Consider the following 16,176-nt stretch of genomic DNA (forward strand, 5'->3'; position numbering starts at 1 on the left):
AGTGGTGACCGGCGGGGCCGGTGTCGGCCCCGCCGGTCGGGGCGGCCTCAGCCCCAGGTCTCGGCCCCAGACCTCGGCCCCAGGTCTCGGCCCCAGACCTCGGCCCCAGACCTCGGCCCCAGACCTCGGCCCCAGACCTCGGCCCCAGACCTCGGCCCCAGGGGTCAATCCCAGGGGTCGCCCTCGGCCGTCATGTTCTCGGCGGCGCGCCGGTCGGCCTCCTCCTGGGAGAGCCGCTCCTGGTCCATCCGCTCCTGCGCGCCCCTGCTCCGCTCGACGTCGTCACCGAACGCGTCGACGGCCTCGTCGTGGGCGAGCGCGGCCCGCTGGGCGGCGTCCTCGCCGGTGGCCTCGTGGTGCGGCGGCCGGTGGAACAACCTGTCGAAGATGCCCATGACTCCTCCTCCGGAGGGGAATGTCGGAATACCGGGCTGCCCCCACTCTCACACCGTGACCGGGCCGACGCACCTCGAGCCCGGTTGAGCCCTTGGTCCCTGGTGGACGCGCCCAACGGCCGTAGCCGGGCGGTGCCCGGCGGGCGCAGGGTGGAGTCGTCGGCCGAACTGACGCCACCGTTGGAGCCCGCTGTGACCGTCGTCCATCCCGCAAGCCACGCCCGGCGCACCACCGAGGACCCGCACGACGGACCGCGCCGCCGGGTCGGCCCGCTGGCCGCGCTGGACGGGCGGCTGCCCGGCGCCCACGACCTGCTGCTGATGCAGTGCCCCAGTTCGCTGCGCCCGCTCGCGGGCGGCGACCTGCCGGACTGGGCGCGCGCCGTGCTGCGGGTGCACCCCTGGGTGACGGTCGGCCGGGCGCCGGCGGTGGTCGGCAGCCCGGCGGACCTGCCGCACCCGCAGCGCTGCACCCGGGACCCGGAGGCCGCGCCCGAACTCTGGTTCCCGGTGACCGTGCGAGGCCCCCGCCCCGGGCAGCGGCTGGACGCGCTGGCGCCCTGGGCGGCGGTGGCCCGGACGCTGCGGCCCGAGCAGCTGGCCGAGCGGCGCCGGCGGCTGGCCCCCGAACGGCTCACCGGGATCCCGGCGCTGGCCCTGCTGCCGGAGGTCAGTCGGCTGGTGGCCGACCACCGGATGCCCTGGGGCCCGATCGGCGCCCTCGGGTACGAGCTGGGCAGCGGGGTGCCGGTGACCGGGCCGCTCAGCCCGCTGCGGCTGGTGCTGCGCTCGCCGCAGCCGGTCAGCCGACGCGACGCGCTGCAGTTGCGGCGGGCGCTCACCAAGCTCCCGGTCCCGGTCCAGGCCGAACTGGAGACCCGGCACGGCTCGGTGCAGCTTGCCGAGTACGCGGCGGGGGTGCACACCCTCACCCTGCTGACCCCGTACGGCCCCCGGGAGGTCCACGACCCCTGGTTCCCCCGGGGCCCGTTCGCCTGACGGCCCGCCCGCCGGCCCCCGCGCGCAGTCCCGGAGAAAAACGACCCGCCGCCGATGTCGATCCGGCCGGGTCGGCTCCGACGTCCTCGCGTGCGGCGCCCCGCCGCACGCTGACGTGACGAGACCCGGCGAGGAAATCCGTGGACCAACTGCTCAGAGTGATGAACTTCAACGTCTCGGCCGACGGGATCGGTGCCGGTGAGCACCAGAGCCTGGAGCGGCCGTTCGGCCTCGACGGCCCCGAGCGGCTGTTCGCGTGGGCCGGGGCCACCGCGAGCTGGCCGATGCGGACGGATCCCGGGGGCAGCCGGGGCCTCGACGACTACTTCACCCGGGACTTCGCCCGCAACATCGGTGCCGAGATCATGGGCCGCAACAAGTTCGGGCCGCAGCGCGGACCCTGGCAGGACCACGAGTGGCGCGGCTGGTGGGGCGCGGAGCCTCCGTTCCGCACTCCGGTGCTCGTCATGACCCACCACGGGCGTCCGTCGATCACGCTCTCCGACACCACGTTCCACTTCGTCGACGGCGACCCGGCCGCCGTCCTGGACCGGGCGCGGGCAGCGGCGCAGGGCAGGGACGTCCGACTCGGCGGCGGTGTCACCACGATCCGGCAGTTCCTCGACGCCGACCTCGTCGACACCCTGCACGTGGTGGTCTCCCCGGTGGAGCTCGGGTCCGGGCTGCGGCTCTGGAAGTCCCCCGACGAGTTGCTCGACCGGTTCCACCGGGAGGTCGTGCCCAGCCCGAGCGGCGTCACGCACCACCTCTTCTGGCGCAAGTGACGCGGGGGCCCCACTACCCGCCGCCGGGTGGTGGGGCCCTCGTGGCTCACGCGGTGGGGGCGACCGTCAGCCGCTGACGCTGGGCGTGCCGGTCTCCAGGTGGCCGGTGAACCGCTGCGACCAGCTGCTGTCGGCGTCCACCGTGACGGTGAAGTCGTACCAGCCGTTGGTGTAGGCGACCGCGTTGAAGTAGTCGCTGACGCTGCCGCCGGCCGGGACCTGGTAGGTCCAGGGGCCGTCGGTCCGGTAGTTGTTCGGGGCGATGGTGAAGGTCATCGGGGTGCTGCCGTTGTTGGCCAGCTTGAACCAGAGGGCCAGCTTGCCGGTGCCGGCCTCCACCGCGTACGAGGCGGTGACGGCGGCGTTCTTGCCCGCCTTCGTCGCGTCGCCCTTGAAGCGGCGCAGGAAGCGGTTGGGGCCGACGACGCCGAGGTCGTACGGGCCGCCGCCGAAGCCGGTGCCGCAGTTGAAGAAGTCGCTGGTGCTGCCGCCCGGGTCGACGGTGTACTGCCAGGGGCCACCACTGCGGTAGGCGTTGGCGTAGGCGGCGAAGTGCGAGGACTTGGAGCCGCCGTTGGCCATGGCGATCCAGACCTTCATCACCCCACCCGAACCGAACTCCAGGTGGTCCAGGTTGGCGTTCGGCTGGTACGGCAGGGCGCGGGCCGGGCGGGTGCCGGACTCCTGCAGCGGCAGCTGGTTGTTCACCGGGGCCGGGTTGGGCAGCGGGCCGCAGGCGGACAGGCCGATGGTCTGCGAGGTGTCGGGCAGCGCCGGCAGGCCGTACACCGGGTTGGCGAAGTCGAACACGCTGGTGAGGTCGCCGCAGACGCGCCGGCGCCAGTCGCTGATGTTCGGGCTGGTGGCGGGCCTGCCGAGGGCGGCCGTCCAGACCTCCAGGAAGCGCAGCACCGAGGTGTGGTCGAAGGTCTCGGAGTTGACCCAGCCGCCGCGGGTCCAGGGCGAGACCGCGATCATCGGGACGCGGAAGCCGAGGCCGATGTTGGTGCCGTTGTAGAACTCGCCCGGAGTGCCGGCCGGGGCGACCGGCGGCGGCACGTGGTCGAAGAAGCCGTCGTTCTCGTCGTAGTTGATGAACAGGACGGACGAGTCGAAGACGTTCGGGTCCGCGTTGAGCGCGTCGATCACCATGTGGACGAAGTGCGCGCCGTCGGCCGGGGTGGCGTACGGGTGCTCGGAGGAGGCCTGGTCGGGGACGATCCAGGAGACCTGCGGGAGGGTGCCGGCCAGCACGTCGGCCTTGATCGCGGCGGCGATGTCGTCCGGGGTCCTCCCGGTGACCTTGGGCACCGAGCCCATGCCCTTGACGGCCAGCGGGCTGCCCGCCGCAGCGCCGGAGAACTGGTTGAAGTAGGCGAGGGCGTTGTCGCCGTAGTTGTCGGCGGCGTTCTGGTAGACCTTCCAGCTGACCCCGGCGTTCTCCAGGGCCTCGGCGAAGGTCTGCCAGCGCAGGCCCTTCTCGTCGCCGCCGTCGTAGGCCGGGCCGCCGGCGGCGCCGGACGGGTCGATCTGACCGGACCAGTGGTAGGTGCGGTTGGGGCCGGTCGCGCTCAGCACCGAGCAGTGGTAGGCGTCGCAGATGGTCCAGTTCTCGGCCAGCGCGTAGTGGAACGGGATGTCCTGGCGGGTGAGGAAGCCGAGCGTGCGCACGTTGCCCTTGGCGGAGACCCAGTTGTCCATCTTGCCGCTGTTCCACGCGCTGTGCTGGTCGCCCCAGCCGTGGCTGAGGTCGCCGTTGCACTGGGCGAGGCGCTCCGGGTCGGCGCCGCCGGCCGGCTTGGTCTGGCTGAACTGCCACGGGTACTGGCGGCTGAACAGGCCGTTGGGCTGGTTGAAGACGCTGTAGCCGCCGGCGATCTGGATCGCGCTGCGGTCGGCGAAGCCGCGCACTCCGCGCAGCATCCCGAAGTAGTGGTCGAAGCTGCGGTTCTCCTGCATGAGGATCACCACGTGCTGCACGTCGTTGATGGTGCCGGTCTGCCGGAGCGTGGTGGTGGAGGCCACCGCGGGAGCGCCCGGGGCGGCGCCCGCGGCACCGGTGCCGGCCACCGCGAGACCGGCCGCGGCCGCCCCGGACAGCGTGACGAACTTCCTACGACTCAGCTCGGCCATCAGCCCGGCCCGTCCCTTCGCTGGCGATGTTGTGTACACAAGTCGGGGCTCACTCGATCGCGGAGAAGTCTCCACCGGTGCGGAGCGGGCCACCAGATGCGCGCAGCAGGTTTGGTGGACTGTTCGTCCTGCGGTCACCGAGCGACGCCGGGCTGAACGCGGGACGGAAACGCCGGGGAGGGACGGAGGGGGATCCGGTCAGCGGTCCTCGACCTCGATCCCCAGCGCCTGGGCGAACTGCGGTGCGAGCTCCAGCAGCTGGGGGGAGCTGATGACCGCGCCGCGCAGCCCCTGGTGACCGTCGGCCAGCCCCAACCGGACTGCGCCGCGCAGGTCCGTCCTGCTCAGCGTCGCACCGCGCAGCCGGACCTCCTCCAGTGTCGAGCCGGGGAAGGACACCCCGGTCAGCTTGGCCTCGCCGAAGTCCACGTCGCGCAGCAGGCAGTCCTCGAAGACGACGTCCCGCAGTACGGCCGACCGCAGGTTGACCGCCTCCAGCTTGCAGCCGCGGAACACGACCCGGCGCAGCGCCGAGCCGTACCCGGCGACCCCGGCCAGCACGCCGCCGACGAAGGCGCTGTCCTGCCACTCGGAGTCGCTGAGGTCGCAGGCCACCCAGCGGCCGGCCTGCACCCAGACCTCGTTGAACCGGGCCTGGCGCAGCTTGACCCCGCTGAGCGCGACACCGGTGAAGGCGCACTCCAGGAAGGCCGCCCCGGCGCCCGACTCGTCCGTGTGCTCGCCACCGTCGAAGTGGACGGTGTCGTACCGCTCGTCGCTGCGCAGCGGCCCGGTGTGCGGGCGCAGCAGTTCGGCGTACGGCAGGTCGTCGAGCCGGTCGGGGGCGGAACGGGGCATGGGGCACCTCGCGGTCGGGGCGGTCGGGTCTTGCCCGCATGCTCGCACGCGGCACCGACAACGCCCCCGCACCGACGACGCCCGCGGTGGCGACGCCCCGCGCCGCTGGACGCCCGCGCCGACCGGGCCCGCGCGGAACGGCGACCGGGACCGGCGCAGCCCCGGGCCGGCCGCGCGGGGCGGCCGGCCCGGGGCCCGACGGGTCCGTCAGCCGCGCGCCCAGAGGGAGTTGACGCGGCTGCGCTCGGTGCCGTTCGGGTAGGGGTTGGTGCAGGAGGTGCCGGGGCCGCCGCCCGACATCAGCTCGCTGCACGGGCCGGAGTAGTGGTCCGGCAGGCCGAGCACGTGCCCGGTCTCGTGGGCGGTCACCCGCACCGAGTTGTACTGCCGGTTCTGCTGGTAGTCGAGGAAGATGTAGCCGCGCCCGTGCCCGTCGGTGCTGGCGTAGGAGCCACGGCTGTCGTTGCCCTCGTAGTAGCGGAAGTCGGCGGCCGAGCCGGAGCGCAGCTGCACGTTGGCGACCGAGCCGTTCCAGATCTGCGCGGCCTGGGATATCTGGTTGCGGAAGGTCGGGGCCGAGCTGGCGTCGTAGGTGACCACGACGGTCGCCAGGCCGGGGTTGGCGGCCTGCTTGGCCTTCGCGGAGGCCATCACGGCCTGGAAGAAGGCCTGGTTGTCCGCGGTCTCGGCGGCCGAGCCGGCGTACGTCGAGGCGGTGTAGCCCTGCGTGGCCGGGGCGGCCGGGGCCGCGGCGGCGGCCGTGGCGGGCAGCACGGCGAGGCCGGCCGCGAGGGCGAGGCCGAGGGTGGCGGACAGCACGGATCGCTTCATGTGGGGGTCTCCGATTCCTCTGGTGCCGTGGCCGGTTGGGGGCCGGCTCGGGGGGACACCTGGTCAGCGGGTGATGTCCCAGAGCTTCGGGCAGCCCGGCGGGCGCGCGGATGATGTCAACCGGCGATAGCTCCGTGCAATACCCGTGGGATTTCGTCGATTCGGGCGGCCTTTCCCTTGTCTTGACCCAACCGTGCCCCTGGCATTCCGTTCCGGTGGGGGCTAGGCTCCGATGCGGGGAAGTACCCGGAGCGGCGGGCCGCCCGATTCCGGCCGAGCGGCCCGCCGCGCCCTAACCCCCTTACCTGGTGGCCGGGTTCACTGCCGCGAGCCCGTTCGCCCAGAGGTGGTCGACCTGGCTGCGCTCGTTGGCGTCGGGGTAGGGGTTGGTGCAGGAGGGGCCGGGGCCGCCGCCCGACATCAGTTCGCTGCACGGGCCGGCGTAGTCGTCGGGCAGGCCGAGCACGTGCCCGGTCTCGTGGGTGGTGACGCGCACCGAGTCGTACTCCTGGTTCTGCTGGTAGTCGAGGAAGACGTAGCCGTGGCCGTGCCCGTCGGTGCTGGCGTAGGAGCCCTGGCTGTCGCTGCCCTCGTAGTACGAGAAGTCGCCGTTGCCGCCGGTCCCCTGGAGCCGCACGTTGTGCACCGAGCCGTTCCATATCTGCGCGGCGCTGGCGATCTGGCTGGTGAAGGAGGGCGCGTTGGCGGTGTCGTAGGTGACGGTGACGGTCCGCAGCCACGGGTTCGCGGCCCGCTTGGCCTTGACCGAGGCCACCACGGCCTGGAAGAAGGCCCGGTTGTTCGCGGCCTCCGCGGCCGAACCGGCGTGCGCCGCCGGGGTGTAGCCCTGGACGGCCGGGGCGGCGGGCGCGGCCGGGGCGGCGACGGCGGTGGCGGGCAGGGTCGCGAGACCGGCCGCGAGGGCGAGGCCCAGGGCGGCGGACAGCACGGATCGCTTCATGTGGGGGTCTCCGGATTCGCGGTGTGCCGGACCGCCGGGGCCGGTGGGGGCCGGGCACGGCGGCGACGCACGGTGGGGGCCGCCCCGGCCGGTGGCGGGGGCGGGTTGCTGCCCCCGAGCTTCGACCCGTCCGGGCCCGTCACGGATGATGTCAACCGGCGATAGCACCGCCGCATACCGGCGGGGATCCGGTGCACCCTCCTGCCAGGCACTCTTGATTGCCTGTCATGTCCTTGGCGAGGTGGCTCGATGGCGTCTATGCTCCCGACGTGGAGCTCGACGTGAGACACCTCAGGGTGCTGTGCGCGATCGCCGACAGCGGCAGCCTCCGCAAGGCCGCGCTCCAGCTCGGCATGACCCAGCCCTCCCTGACCACCCAGCTGCACCGCATCGAACGGGCCATCGGCGGAACCCTGTTCACCCGCGAGCAGACCGGCAGCCGGCCCACCGCACTCGGCCACTCGGTACTCTCCCGGGCCCGGCCCGTGATCACCGAGATGGCCGCCCTGGTGGCCGCCGCCCGTCAGGAGGCGCGCGACGCCAGCGGGCCCGGCCGGCAGCGGCGGCTGCGCATCGGCAGCGTCGGCAGCCGGGCGGTCGCCGCCTGGCTGCGCCGGGTGCACGAGCGCCTGCCGGACACCGACACCACCATCCACGTCGACGTCTCGGCCAGCGCGCTGCTGCGGATGGTCGCCGCCGACCAGCTGGACGTGGCCTTCGTGCACGAGAGCGAGGGCTTCCCGCTACGGGTGCCGCCGGACGCCGAGCAGCGGGTGCTGATGGCCCGTGAGCCGCAGTACGTCGAACTCGCCGCCGGACACCCGGCCGCCGACCGCCCGGTCGTCCGCCTCGCCGACCTCGCCGGGGACACCTGGATGGTCGACCCGACCGCCGACCACGACTACGCGGCGATGCGCCGGGTCTTCAGTGAGGCCGGGCTCAACCCCCGGGTGCTGCAGGTGCGGGACAACGCCACCGCCGCCGAGCTGGTCGCCTCCGGCGAGGCCGTCCGCCCCTGCCAGCCGACCTCCCCACCCGGGCCCGGCACGGTCGTCCGCCCGGTGGCCGGCGACCCGCTGGCCGTCCGACTGCTGTTCACCTGGCGGCCGTGCGCGCTCAGCCCGCCCGCCCTGGACGCGCTGTACGGCGAACTGCGCTCCGCCTACCTGGACCTGGCCAAGGTCAACCCGGCCTACCTGGCCTGGCTGACGCGGCACGAACCGGTCCTGCTGGGGCGGGGCTGAGGCGCCGCCCCAGCAGGTGCCCGGCCGCGGCCGACCGCGCCCCGGGCCCGTCCTCAGGCGCCCCGGAACCCGCTCTCCCGGCCGTGGACCAGCACGCCCGTCGCCACCATCAGCGCGCAGACCAGGCCGGCGGCGAGCACCCCGGGGCCGCCGAGCGCGGTGCAGGCCAGCACCAGCGCCGCCCCGACCGGCGCCACCGCCTGGGCGACCGCACCGCGCTTGGTGTGCCGGGAGTGCAGGAACCAGACGGTGACCAGGTACAGCGCGGTGGGGACGGTGACCGTCGCGGTGGCCGCGGTCTCGGAGATCTCCGCCTTGTGCCCGGCCGACTCGACCGCGACCTCCAGCCCGGCACCGATCGCGGCCGCCGAGCCGAGCACCAGGTAGTGCCCGTAACCCCAGGCGAAGGCCTGCCGGTTGGAGCGCAGGTGCTCGTGGACGGGCCGGGCGAAGTAGATCCACCAGGCGGCGAAGCAGATCAGCAGACCGCCGATCGCCACCGGCACCAGCCGGCCGAGTCCCTCGTGCTCGTCCACCGCGGACTGCACCGCGACGGTCGCCGCCGCCACCGTCTCGCCGAGCACGATCAGGGTGAACAGCCCGTACCGCTCGGAGATGTGGTGCGGGTGCCAGGACGTCTGCGCCCGCAGCTCCGCGACCACCGGCACGGCCAGTTCGCACAGCACGCCGATCGGGACGACGTACGGGCGCACGTCCTGCGGCAGGAACAGCACCACCACCCAGCCGACCTGGCAGAGCGTGATCCCCAGCGCGTACCGCAGGGCGACCCGGCGCGCCTCGCCCTGCTCGCCGGCCGCCGCGCGCAGCCACTGCGTCACCATCGCGAGGCGCATCACCACGTACCCGGTGATCGCCAGGGTCAGGTCCTGGGTGGCGAACAGCCGCGGCACCCCGGCGGCGAGGATCAGCACACCGGCGATCTGCACCAGCGTGGTGACCCGGTACGGCACGTCGTCGCAGTCGTACGCGGAGGCGAACCAGGTGAAGTTCATCCAGGCCCACCAGATGGCGAAGAAGGCCAGCGAGTAGCCGCGCAGCCCCTCCGCGTAGTGTCCGGCCGCGAGGGAGTGGGCCAGTTCGCGCCCGGCCTGGCCGACCGCGACCACGAAGCAGAGGTCGAAGAAGAGTTCCAGCGGGGTGGCGACCCGGTGCGGCTCGTGCCGGTCCCGCGGGACCATCCGGCGCACCGGCGGCGGGTCGACGTGGTGCGCGCGGGGCGCCGCGGCGGCGGGGTCACTGGCCATCGGAGCTGCTCCGGGGTCGGGAGGGGCGGGGGCGTCCCGCGCATCCTGGCAGCGCCCCGGGCCCGGCGCACGCACCGGCGCGGCGAGCACGCGACCGAGGGTACGATGACCCCGAATGTCCCTTTTTTTCCTTACCGTCAGCCGTAGTTGACGCTGCGGTGCGCGAACCGGGTGACAGCGCGGCGGGTTTCCGGACGCGCCCCGCGCGCTGCACCGTGCGGGCCCGGAGCGCCGCTAGATTCATCCCCGGTCGGTAGAGCGCGGGGCCCTGCGGGGCCCCATGACACGGGCGGCCTGCGGGCAACGCGGAAGGTCAAGGCGGGTGGCGGGACAGCGGGGGCGGCGGAGCCGACCTTCCCGTGTCCGCACCACCGGCCTCGTGATCACCGCGCTGCTCGCCAGCGCCTGCCGTGCGGCCCGCCTCGTCGCGTCCGCGGCGGCTACTTCTCCCAGCCGACCGTGCTGTAGTCCTCTCCCGCGAGACCGAACGCCCCGTAGTTGGCGAGGCCCTTGCGCACCGCCACCACCGTGGGCCGCTGGTAGAGCTCGACGGTGTGGCCGAGCTCCCAGATCTTCGCGTCCGCCTGGTTGTAGAGCTTCGCGGCCTCCGCCGGGTCGACCGTCCCCGCCGCCTTCTTCAGCAGTGCGTCGATCTCGGGGGTGCCCAGCCGCGAGGGGTTGCTGAAGGTGTTGTCGCCCACCGGCAGACGGAAGTTGGCCAGGCTCTTGGAGTTGGGGAAGGAGTCGGTGTTGCGCCAGCTCGCGACGTCGAACTTGCCGGGGGTCACGTACTTGGCGAAGTAGTCGTTGGCGGCCACCTTGTCCAGGTCGACCTTGACCCCGACCGCCTGCCACATCGCCGCCGCCGCGGTGGCGAGGTCGAGCTGGGCCTGGGTGGAGCCGTCGCTGAGCACCCAGTGCAGTTCCAGCGGCCGCCCGTCCTTGGTGCGCGGCTGCCCGCTGCCGCCGTCCTTCCAACCGGCGTCGTCCAGCAGCTTCTTGGCCGCGGCCGGGTCGAACTTCGCCCAGTCGCCGGAGTTGTCCTGGTAGCCGGTCTGGTTGGGCATGATGATGTGGTTGCCGAGCGGCTTGAACTCCACCGGCACACCGTTGTTGGCGATCTTGATCAGCGCCGAGCGGTCGACCGCCCGGCCGAGCGCCTGGCGGACCCGCTGATCCGCCAGCGCGCCGGTGCCCCCGAAGGAGATGTGCACCTCGTCCCAGGGGCTGGCGGCCCTGATCACCGTGTCCTTGGCGCTCTTGAGCTGGCCGTACGCGGTGGCGGTGCCGGCCGAGGCCAGGTCGATCTCGTTGTTGAGGTAGGCCTGGATGCTCGCCGCCTTGTCCATCACCCGGAAGGTGATCCGGTCGAGCTTGGCCCGGGTGCCCCACCAGGCCGGGTCCGGCACGAGGCTGATGGTCTGCGCGGTCTTGTCCGCCACGCCGATCTTGAACGGGCCCGCGGTGATCGGGACCTTCTCCACCCAGCCCTTGTTGAAGTCGTCCGGGGTGGCGATGCCCGCCGCCGGGACCAGCGGGCGGAACAGGTTCTGCCAGTCCGCGTACGGCTCCGAGAAGGTGACCTTCACCTCGTCCGGACCGGCGCCCTGCTCGACGGCGGAGATCAGCTCGTAGCCGGACGGGTCGTACCCGTTGTACGCCGGGTCCTTGCCGTTGCTCGCCTGCCAGTCGGCCTTGAAGTCCAGGTAGCTCAGCGGCTTCCCGTCCGACCACTTGGCCTTGGGGTTGAGCTTGTAGGTGATCACCTGCGGCGAGGTCGAGGTGACCTCGGCCGCCACCAGGTAGTTCGGGTTCGGCCGGAAGGTGCCGGAGGCGTCGGTGCCGAAGAGTGTCGGCTCCAGGGCCCGGACGAGGTCCACCGTGTCGGTGTAGGAGCCGCCGTCCACCTGCAGCGGGTTCCACTGGGTGATCCACTGGTCCAGCGCGAAGCGCGCCTCGCCGCCGTCCTTGAGCTGGTCCGGCGCCTTGGCGTTGATGTCCTGGGAGTCCTGTCTCGGCGGCTCGCTCTTGGCCACGTCGCCGGACGAGCCGCCCCCGCCCGAGGTGCACGCGGTGACCGCGAGCGCGACGGCGACGGCCGCGGCGGCCGCCCGGCCGAGACGGCGGGCCGTGGTGGAAGCGTCCATGGGGGTCCCCCTGGTGAGGTCTGCGGAACGGGAGTCGGGGCGGGAGTCCGACGGGGTCGTGGTGCGGGTCGCGGCACGGGCCACGGGCGGTGACGCGGCACGGGCCGGAACACGAGTTCGGGCGTCGCAGGCATGACTCGGCTTGAGCGTGGGCACTCAATCCGGCACCGAGCCAGAGGAACGTAACAGCGGATCAGATCCGCCACCAGGGGGAGGAACGCACACCTGATCCAAACGCCACGGGCGGCAACACCGCCGCAACACCGCCGCCGTCCCCGAGTGCTTCACTCTGACCTGCGCTTTCCCGACTCCCCTGCCGACCCTGCCCCCTGACGCCCGGACCGGGCCCCGACCGAAGGCCACCACCCGATGCCCACCAGACGCGTCGGCCCCACCCCCACCCCGGGCGGCCGTTGATGCTCAGCTACCTGGCGAAGCGGCTGGGCTACTACGCAGCACTGCTGCTCGCCGCCGTCTTCCTGGCGTACGCGATCTCCGCGACCGCCCTGCAGCCGCGCACCTACTTCGACGCCAAGGTCCCCCGCCCGTCCGCCGAATCGGTCGAGCGCCAGCTCACCGCGCTCAACCTGAACGACCGCACCCCGGTCGTCGAGCGCTTCGGCCACTGGGCCGGCGGCCTGCTCCACGGCGACCTCGGCCGGACCATCCACGACACCCCGGTCACCGACGACTTCGGCCGCCGGGTCTGGGTCTCGCTGCGGCTGCTGCTGCTCGGCAGCGTGCTCGGCATGCTGCTGGGCACCGCCGTCGGGGCGTGGAGCGCCGTCCGCCAGTACCGGATCTCCGACCGGCTGCTGACCGTGCTGTCCTTCGTGCTGCTCTCCACACCGGTCTTCCTGGTCGCGCTGTTCCTCAAGAACGGCGCCATCGCCGCCAAGGACGCGGCCGGCCACGAGGTGATCCCGTTCACCGGCTACGAGACCCCCGGGCTCACCGGCGGCCTCGGCACCCACCTCGCCGACTGGGCGCTGCACCTGCTGCTGCCCACCGTCTCGCTCGCCCTCGGCGGCCTCGCCACCTACAGCCGCTACCAGCGCGGCACCATGCTCGACGTGCTCGGCTCCGACTACCTGCGCACCGCCGAGGCGAAGGGCCTCACCCGCGGACGGGCGCTGCTGAAGCACGGGCTGCGCACCGCCGTGATCCCGATGTCGACGATGTTCGCCTACAGCTTCCTGGGCATCTTCACCGGCGCGATCTTCACCGAGACGATCTTCGGCTGGCACGGCATGGGCGAGTGGCTGATCCAGTCGATCAACGAACAGGACGTCAACTCGGTCGTGGCGATCAACCTGTTCACCGCCGTCGTCGTCCTCGCCTCCGGCTTCCTCGCGGACACCCTGCACGCCGCCCTCGACCCGCGCGTGCGGTCCTGACCGAGGAGACCGAGATGACCACCCTCTCCACCGAACCGGCCGAGCCCACCGGGCGCCCCTCGGCCGCCGGACCGGCCGGGCTCCCGGACTCCGCCCCGGCGCCCCGGGCGGCCGGCCGCGGACGGCTCGTGCTGGCCCGGCTGCTCGCCGCCCGCGGGGCCCTCGCCGGGGCCGTCGTCGTCCTGCTGCTGTTCGCGCTCGCCTTCGGCGGGCCGTATCTGACGCCCTGGCACTACGCCACGCCCGATTTCTCCGCGCTGCACCAACCCCCGTCCGCCGAGCACTGGTTCGGCACCAACGGGGTCGGCCAGGACGTGTTCGCGCAGACCGTCCGGGGGCTGCAGAAGTCACTGGTCATCGGGCTGCTGGTGGCACTGTTCTCCACCGTGTTGGCCTCCGTGGTCGGCGCCTGCGCCGGCTACTTCGGCGGCTGGACCGACCGGGCCCTGATGTTCCTGGTGGACCTGCTGCTGGTCTTCCCCGCCTTCCTGGTCATCACCATCGTGTCGGCCCGGCTGAAGAGCGCCGGCTGGATCGCCTTCGTCCTGCTGCTCGCACTGTTCAACTGGATGATCACCGCCCGGGTGGTCCGCTCGATGACCATCTCCCTGCGCGAGCGCGAATTCGTCCGCGCCGCACGGTTCATGGGAGTGCGGCCGCTGCGGATCATCAGCCGGCACATCCTGCCGAACGTCGCCTCCTTCCTCATCATCGACGCGACCATCGCGGTCGGCGGCGCCGTGATGAGCGAGACCGCGCTCTCCTACTTCGGCTTCGGGGTCAAGGCACCGGACGTCTCGCTCGGCACCCTGCTCGCCGCGGGGACCAGCGAGGCCCCGGTGTTCCCCTGGCTGTTCTACTTCGCCGCCGGGCTGCTGGTGCTGTTCGTCCTCGCCGTCAACCTGATCGGGGACGGGCTGCGCGACGCCCTCGACCCCACCTCCGGGGCCGCACCCCGCCGGTCCGGCCGCTCCCGTACCCGCCGTTCCGTCAGCCGTAGGAAGCGCCCGTGACCACCACCGTCGAAACCCCGCTGCTCTCCGTCCGCGACCTGCGGGTGGACTTCGCCGGGCCGCACGGCCCGGTCCCCGCCGTACGCGGGGTCGACCTCACGCTGCGGCGCGGCGAGACCCTCGGCATCGTCGGCGAGTCCGGCTCCGGCAAGTCCGTCACAGCGCTGTCCGTGCTCGGGTTGCTGCCCGGGACGGCGCGGGTCAGCGGGTCGGTGCGGCTGGACGGGCGGGAGCTGGTCGGACTGCCGGGGAAGGAACTCGCGGCGGTCCGCGGCCGCCGGGTCGCCATGGTCTTCCAGGACCCGCTGTCCGCCTTCACGCCGGTCTACCGGATCGGCGACCAGATTGCCGAGGCCGTCCGGATCCACCAGCGGGTGGACCGGGCCACCGCGCGCCGCCGGGCCGCCGAACTCCTCGACCTGGTCGGCATCCCGGCGCCCGACCGGGCCCTGGACAGCTTCCCGCACGAGTTCTCCGGCGGCATGCGCCAGCGCGCGATGATCGCGATGGCGGTCGCCAACGAGCCCGACATCCTGCTCGCCGACGAGCCCACCACCGCGCTCGACGTCACCATCCAGGCCCAGGTGCTGGACGTGCTGCGCACCGCCCGCCGGGAGACCGGCGCGGCGCTGGTCCTGGTCAGCCACGACCTCGGGGTGATCGCCGGGACGGCGGACCGGGTCGCGGTGATGTACGCGGGGCGGGTGGTCGAGACGGCCGGCGTGGACGAACTGTTCACCGCCCCGCACCACCCCTACTCGCTCGGGCTGATCGGCGCGCTGCCCCGGCTGGACGGGCGCGGCGGTCCGCTGGTGCCGATCCCGGGCAGCCCGGCACCCATGGCGGAGCTGCCCCCGGGCTGCCCGTTCGCGCCGCGCTGCCCGCTGGCCGAGGAACGCTGCTCGACGGTGGAACCCACCCTGGAGCCCGCCCCGGGAAGCACGTCGGAACCCGCTCGGGAGGGCGCTCCTGACGGCGCCGGCGGACACCTGTCGGCCTGCCTGCGGTCGGCGGAGCTCGCCGAGCGGCGGCCCGCGCCCGCCGAGGTCTACCCCGTCCCGGAGCTGCCCGCCGCCACTGCCCGCCGCGACCGCTCCGGCCTGGCACCGGTCCTGGCGGTGAGCGGCCTCGGCAAGACGTTCCCGCTCCTCAAGGGCACGGTGTTCAAACGCAGGGTCGGCGAGGTGTACGCGGTCGACGGCGTCGACCTGGACCTGCGGGAGGGCGAGACCCTCGGCCTGGTCGGGGAGTCCGGCTCCGGCAAGTCGACCACGCTGTTCGAACTGCTGCGGCTCGGCGCCCCGGAGACCGGCCGGATCGAACTGCTCGGCCACGACACCGCCGAGCTCACCCGGGCCGAGGCCCACCGGCTCCGCGCCGAACTGCAGATCGTCTTCCAGGATCCGATGGCCAGCCTCGACCCCCGGATGCCGATCGGCGACATCGTCGCGGAACCCCTGCTCGCCCAGCGCGCCCCCCGCGCGGAGATCGCCCTCCGGGTGCCCGAGTTGCTCCGGCAGGTCGGTCTCGACCCGGACCACGCCGTCCGCTACCCGCACCAGTTCTCCGGCGGCCAGCGCCAGCGCGTCTCGATCGCCCGGGCCCTCGCCGTCCGCCCCAGGCTGCTGGTGCTGGACGAACCGGTCTCGGCGCTGGACGTCTCCATCCAGGCCGGGGTGCTGAACCTGCTGCAGGCGCTCAAGGCGGAACTCGGCCTCTCCTACCTGTTCGTCTCGCACGACCTCTCGGTGATCCGCCACCTCGCCGACCGGGTCAGCGTGATGTACCTCGGCCGGACGGTCGAACAGGGCGAGGTCTCCGCCGTCTTCGACCGCCCCCGCCACCCGTACACCCGCGCCCTGCTCTCCGCCGTCCCGCTCCCCGATCCCGCCGCCGAGCGGGCCCGCGACCGCGTCCTGCTCGCCGGCGACCCGCCCTCCCCCACCGAGCGCCGCACCGGCTGCCCGTTCCGCACCCGCTGCCCGCGCCACGCCGGGCTCACCGACCCGGCGGACCGGGCCCGCTGCGAGCGGGAACGGCCGGCGCTGGCCGGCGGCGCCCCGGGGACGGACCACCAGGCGGCCTGCCACCACCCCGAGCCGCCGGTCGGAGACGGTCACGGTGGGTGACCACCCGCCGACGATTCGG

13 protein-coding genes are annotated in these 16,176 nt (G+C 73.3%); 6 read left to right on the plus strand and 7 right to left on the minus strand.

Features of this window, described 5'->3' with window-relative positions; all coding sequences use genetic code 11:
- Positions 1-164 precede the first annotated feature (164 nt).
- Entirely contained in the window at positions 165-395 is a 231-nt protein-coding gene (locus AB0D10_RS08250) for a hypothetical protein (RefSeq protein WP_360253196.1), read from the minus strand.
- A 192-nt stretch (positions 396-587) separates the two neighbouring features.
- On the opposite strand from AB0D10_RS08250, the gene AB0D10_RS08255 reads away from it, so the two are divergent.
- Together AB0D10_RS08255 and AB0D10_RS08260 are read left to right on the plus strand one after the other, a co-directional pair.
- On the plus strand, positions 588-1,394 hold the full coding sequence (locus AB0D10_RS08255; RefSeq protein WP_360253198.1) for a phosphoribosyl-dephospho-CoA transferase MdcG domain-containing protein: 807 nt from the start codon (positions 588-590) through the stop codon (positions 1,392-1,394).
- Positions 1,395-1,534: 140 nt separating this feature from the next.
- Positions 1,535-2,179: a dihydrofolate reductase family protein gene (locus AB0D10_RS08260; RefSeq protein WP_360253200.1), complete on the plus strand. Its 645-nt coding sequence runs from the start codon at positions 1,535-1,537 to the stop codon at positions 2,177-2,179.
- Between the two features lie 66 nt (positions 2,180-2,245).
- Here AB0D10_RS08260 and AB0D10_RS08265 read toward each other — a convergent pair whose 3' ends face one another.
- From AB0D10_RS08265 to snpA (AB0D10_RS08280), 4 genes are all read right to left on the minus strand, one after another.
- On the minus strand, positions 2,246-4,312 hold the full coding sequence (locus AB0D10_RS08265) for a phosphocholine-specific phospholipase C (RefSeq protein WP_360253202.1): 2,067 nt from the start codon (positions 4,310-4,312) through the stop codon (positions 2,246-2,248).
- 198 nt (positions 4,313-4,510) lie between these two features.
- Entirely contained in the window at positions 4,511-5,170 is a 660-nt protein-coding gene (locus AB0D10_RS08270; RefSeq protein WP_360253204.1) for a pentapeptide repeat-containing protein, read from the minus strand.
- A 207-nt stretch (positions 5,171-5,377) separates the two neighbouring features.
- Entirely contained in the window at positions 5,378-6,001 is a 624-nt protein-coding gene (snpA, locus tag AB0D10_RS08275; RefSeq protein ID WP_360253206.1) for a snapalysin, read from the minus strand.
- 301 nt (positions 6,002-6,302) lie between these two features.
- Positions 6,303-6,962 (minus strand): snapalysin, encoded by a 660-nt coding sequence (snpA, locus tag AB0D10_RS08280; RefSeq protein WP_360253208.1) that lies wholly within the window; start codon positions 6,960-6,962, stop codon positions 6,303-6,305.
- Between the two features lie 269 nt (positions 6,963-7,231).
- On the opposite strand from snpA (AB0D10_RS08280), the gene AB0D10_RS08285 reads away from it, so the two are divergent.
- A complete protein-coding gene (locus AB0D10_RS08285) occupies positions 7,232-8,206 on the plus strand; it encodes a LysR family transcriptional regulator (RefSeq protein ID WP_360253210.1) in 975 nt (324 codons plus the stop codon).
- A gap of 53 nt (positions 8,207-8,259) precedes the next feature.
- On the opposite strand, the gene AB0D10_RS08290 is transcribed toward AB0D10_RS08285, so the two are convergent.
- Complete coding sequence (locus AB0D10_RS08290; RefSeq protein ID WP_360253212.1) at positions 8,260-9,471, minus strand: low temperature requirement protein A; 1,212 nt, start codon at positions 9,469-9,471, stop codon at positions 8,260-8,262.
- A 440-nt stretch (positions 9,472-9,911) separates the two neighbouring features.
- A complete protein-coding gene (locus tag AB0D10_RS08295; protein ID WP_360253214.1) occupies positions 9,912-11,618 on the minus strand; it encodes an ABC transporter family substrate-binding protein in 1,707 nt (568 codons plus the stop codon).
- Positions 11,619-12,034: 416 nt separating this feature from the next.
- Between AB0D10_RS08295 and AB0D10_RS08300 the strand changes: the two genes are divergently transcribed.
- From AB0D10_RS08300 to AB0D10_RS08310, 3 genes are read left to right on the plus strand one after another with little or no spacing between them, the layout of a single operon-like run.
- Entirely contained in the window at positions 12,035-13,015 is a 981-nt protein-coding gene (locus tag AB0D10_RS08300; protein ID WP_360253216.1) for an ABC transporter permease, read from the plus strand.
- 14 nt (positions 13,016-13,029) lie between these two features.
- Positions 13,030-14,028, plus strand: a complete 999-nt coding sequence (locus tag AB0D10_RS08305) for an ABC transporter permease (protein WP_360253218.1) — start codon at positions 13,030-13,032, stop codon at positions 14,026-14,028.
- On the plus strand, positions 14,025-16,157 hold the full coding sequence (locus tag AB0D10_RS08310) for an ABC transporter ATP-binding protein (RefSeq protein WP_360253220.1): 2,133 nt from the start codon (positions 14,025-14,027) through the stop codon (positions 16,155-16,157). Before AB0D10_RS08305 ends, AB0D10_RS08310 begins: the two co-directional genes overlap by 4 nt.
- The last annotated feature ends 19 nt before the right edge of the window (positions 16,158-16,176 follow it).

This window comes from Kitasatospora sp. NPDC048545, assembly GCF_040651155.1.
Classification (GTDB): Bacteria; Actinomycetota; Actinomycetes; order Streptomycetales; family Streptomycetaceae; genus Kitasatospora.